The 4,206-nt window shown below is 36.7% G+C and carries 4 protein-coding genes; 3 read left to right on the top strand and 1 reads right to left on the bottom strand.

Going from position 1 to position 4,206, the window contains the following annotated elements; genetic code table 11:
- Positions 1–526 (top strand): phenylalanine--tRNA ligase subunit alpha (locus PHP31_09885; protein ID MDD3739586.1); only part of this gene is annotated, 526 nt, incomplete at its 5' end.
- 812 nt (positions 527–1,338) lie between these two features.
- On the opposite strand, the gene PHP31_09880 is transcribed toward PHP31_09885, so the two are convergent.
- The gene (locus PHP31_09880; GenBank protein MDD3739585.1) at positions 1,339–1,803 is read right to left on the bottom strand and encodes an IPExxxVDY family protein; all 465 of its coding nucleotides are present in this window, start codon (positions 1,801–1,803) and stop codon (positions 1,339–1,341) included.
- 123 nt (positions 1,804–1,926) lie between these two features.
- Between PHP31_09880 and PHP31_09875 the strand changes: the two genes are divergently transcribed.
- Together PHP31_09875 and PHP31_09870 are read left to right on the top strand one after the other, a co-directional pair.
- The gene (locus tag PHP31_09875; protein MDD3739584.1) at positions 1,927–2,874 is read left to right on the top strand and encodes an NAD-dependent epimerase/dehydratase family protein; all 948 of its coding nucleotides are present in this window, start codon (positions 1,927–1,929) and stop codon (positions 2,872–2,874) included.
- A 124-nt stretch (positions 2,875–2,998) separates the two neighbouring features.
- A partial coding sequence (locus PHP31_09870) for a phosphoglucosamine mutase (GenBank protein ID MDD3739583.1) occupies positions 2,999–4,206 on the top strand: 1,208 nt, incomplete at its 3' end.

The raw sequence follows: 4,206 nt of genomic DNA, 5'->3' as shown, positions 1-4,206 counted from the left end.
TACGTCGAGTGTACAGGTTAGAGTTATGGAAAAAGGCAATCTGCCTATTAGAGCTATTTTTCCGGGCAGAGTTTACCGAAACGAAGCAATATCAATGCGAGCACACTGCTTTTTCCATCAAGTTGAAGGATTATACATCGACAAAAATGTTTCATTTGCCGACCTAAAGCAAACACTTTTGTACTTTGCAAAGGAAATGTTCGGCAACGACACTAAAATACGTTTACGCCCTTCTTACTTCCCATTTACAGAGCCCTCCGCCGAAATGGATATTTCGTGTAACCTATGCGACAGCAAGGGTTGCGGATTTTGTAAATATACCGGCTGGGTGGAAATTTTAGGCTGCGGCATGGTACATCCCGAAGTGCTTAAAAATTGCGGTATAGATAGCGACAAATATAGTGGCTACGCCTTAGGTATGGGAGTTGAGCGAATTACAAATTTGTTATTCGGAGTTAAAGACCTGCGATTATTCAGCGAAAATGACGTGCGATTTTTAAAGCAGTTTGAAACGGTTACTCTATAGTTTCAATTAGCAATTAACAATGTGCAATTAGCAATGTGAAAAGTGCTTTTAGCTTTTAGCCATTGGCTCTTGGCTCTTAGCTATTGGCTTTGTAGAATTTTTGCGGAATGAAAATTTAACAAAATCGATGAAACACTACTGAATGTAATGGTTCGGTGCTACGCACCTTTAATGTAATATATACAATTACTACAAATTGCACAGTGCTAACGCACCTATTTGTACTTTATTTAGCTTTTAGCCTTTGGCTCTTGGCTATTGGCTTTGTGGAATTTTTGCGGTATGAAAGTTTAACAAAATCGATGAAACACTACTGAATGTGATGGTTCGGTGCTACGCACCTTTAATGTAATATATACAATTACTACAAATTGCACGGTGCTAACGCACCTATTTGTACTTTATTTAGCTTTTAGCCTTTGGCTCTTGGCTATTGGCTTTGTGGAATTTTTGCGGAATGAAAATTTAATAAAATCGATGAAACACTACTGAATGTAATGGTTCGGTGCTACGCACCTTTTATGTAATATATACAATTACTACAAATTGCACGGTGCTAACGCACCTATCTGTACTCAACTTAGCTTTTAGCCTTTGGCTCTTAGCTATTGGCTTTGTAGAATTTTTGCGGAATGAAAATTTAACAAAATCGATGAAACACTACTGAATGTAATGGTTCGGTGCTACGCACCTTTCCATTAAACTTTTAACAAAAACAAATAATCGGTAGCCTATTCTAATTTCTAACTTCTGATTTCTAATTTTAGAAACCTCGCACCACGAACCACGAACCACGAACCACCAACCACCCATCACCCATCACTGATACTTTGTACATGGAGCTCTACATTTTGGAAAAACAAAGAAATGTTTGCTATTTTGCTATGATCTATTCTTGAAATAAACGCGATATCATTTATTTTTCTGATAGACGTAATAATACCATCAATCATATCATCTGACATTTCTCCTTTAATTATCAATAAATATGGAATATTTTTTAAGTCCTTAAAAACGTAGTTGTTCTGATAGTAGTTATTAATTAAATATACTTCTGTTATGTATTCCTCAATCTTGCAGAAATAAAAAAAGGTACAGAAATGATTTTTATCGAAAATAAACTCAAAATCTTTTTCTCTAACCAAATTTAAATCAGCATATTTATTTATAAAATGAGCCAATGTATATATAGGTATTTTCGCACCTATACAGCAAAAGGCGCTGACTGTGATATTATTTAAATTTTGTGTTATGCTTACTTTTTTTGTTTTCGCCATTACCAAACCAAGTAACTTTTAAGCAAAGATAAATTTTTATACAAAATTAGCTTATAAATTGCCAAAGAATAGTTACTTTTGTGCAGTAAAAAATTTAAAATTAACATCTAACAAGTAACACAAATGAAAAACATATTAGTACTAGGCTCAGTGGGACAAATAGGTTCCGAACTTACATTAAAACTACGTTCAATATACGGTAACGGCAATGTAATTGCCGGATATAATGTTTCAGAACCCAAAGGAGAACTTTTAGAAAGTGGACCTGCGGAACAAGTTAACGCTACTAACAAAGAACGAATAATTGATGTTGTAAAAAAATACAAAATTGACACTATCTACAATTTAGCCGCAATTCTATCGGCTGTTGGAGAGCAAAAACCAATGTTAGCTTGGGAAGTAGGCATAGGCGGCTTGATGAATTGCCTTGAAGTTGCCAGAGAGTACAAATGTGCCGTATTTACGCCAAGTTCAATAGGAGCTTTTGGTCTTAGCACTCCTCAAGACAACACTCCGCAAGATACTATACAACGTCCTTCAACAATGTACGGTATAACCAAAGTTACAGGCGAATTGCTTAGCGACTATTATTTCAAAAAATATGGCGTAGATACTCGTTCGGTGCGTTATCCCGGACTTATATCCAACGTTACAAAACCAGGTGGCGGCACAACCGACTACGCAGTCGAAATATATTACCACGCAATAGAATACGGAAAATATACTAGCCCAATTGCTGAAGGCACATTCATGGATATGATGTACATGCCCGACGCTTTAGACGCAGCTATTGATATTATGGAAGCCGACCCAAGCAAACTTATACACCGCAACTCATTTAACGTTACGGCTATGAGTTTTAGCCCCGAAATTATTGCTGCTGAAATCAGAAAAACAATACCTAACTTTGAACTATCATACGATGTTGACCCAATTAGACAAGCTATAGCCGAATCGTGGCCCAACAGCATGGACGACTCATGTGCTAGAGCCGAATGGGGTTGGAACCCGAAATGGAACCTTACTAACATGACCGAAGATATGATTAAGACCATTAGGTCTAGAAAATAATATCTTGTAAATAGACATTGATTTCGCTCAACTAATTGATGTAAAAAAACTGATTTTTTTGCATTTCGTGTTTCTTTTCTATAAAGAATATATTAACTTTGTAGAAAATTAAAATCTATTTACTATGGCATTAAAAGTAGGAATTTCAGGCATTAGAGGCACTATTGGCGGTTCGTATGAAGACAACCTTACGCCTCAAAGGATAGTTGAATACACAATGGGTTTCAGCGAATATATAAAAAAACAATATTCAGCATCCGAGTATAAAGTAGTTGTTGGGCGAGATGGTCGCACATCGGGCGAAACAATATCGAAAATAGTTTGTGCTACACTTCAAAGCATGGGCATAAACGTTATCGATTTAGGTATGGCTACTACTCCAACAGTTGGATTATCAGTCAATTTGCTTAAAGCAAACGGTGGAATAGTTATTTCGGCAAGCCACAACCCGGCACAGTGGAACGCACTTAAACTGTACAATAAAAACGGAGAGTTTTTAGACGAAAACAGTGCTAAGCAAGTGATAGCTTTCTCGAAAAATCCGGAAATTGCTTTCTGTAGCCACGATAAAATTGGCGAATACAAAAGAGATAATACGGCTTTAAAACGCCACATCAAAACGATTAAAAAATTACCGGAAGTAAATGCTATAAAAATTGGCAAAGCCAATTTTAAAATTGTTGTCGACGGTATAAATTCGATTGGTGGCATTGCTATTCCCGAATTGCTGAAAGAATTGGGCGTTAAGAAAATAATTACTATAAACTGCACTCCCGACGGCAATTTTGCACACAACCCTGAACCGCTTGCAGAAAACTTAACCGAAATAAGCAAAGCCGTTAAACACCACAAAGCTGATTTAGGTATAGTTGTCGACCCAGACGTTGACAGACTAGCACTAATTAACGAAGATGGAACCATGTTTGGCGAAGAATACACTTTGGTAGCCGTAGCCGACTACATTTTGAGCAAAACAAAAGGCAACACCGTTTCAAATCTGTCTTCGTCGAGAGCGCTAAGAGATATAACCGAAAAACACAAAGGCAAATATTATGCTTCGGCTGTTGGCGAAGTCAATGTTGTTGCCAAAATGAAAGAAGTCCACGCCGTAATTGGTGGCGAAGGTAACGGCGGAATTATTTATCCTCCGCTCAACTATGGTAGAGATGCTTTAGTTGGAACTGCACTGTTTTTGAGCTTATTAGCCGAAAAGAAAATTAAAATGAGCGAGCTTAAAAATAGCTACCCAAAATATTTTATGTCTAAGCTTAAAGTTGATTTAGGCAAAGATATAAAACCTAAAAGCATTATATCAAAGATAAAACAACAGTA

It is taken from the genome of Lentimicrobiaceae bacterium, assembly GCA_028697555.1.
Classification (GTDB): domain Bacteria; phylum Bacteroidota; class Bacteroidia; order Bacteroidales; family UBA4417; genus UBA4417.
The sequence above is the reverse complement of the archived record's forward strand: the minus strand, read 5'-3'. Positions and strand labels throughout refer to the sequence as shown.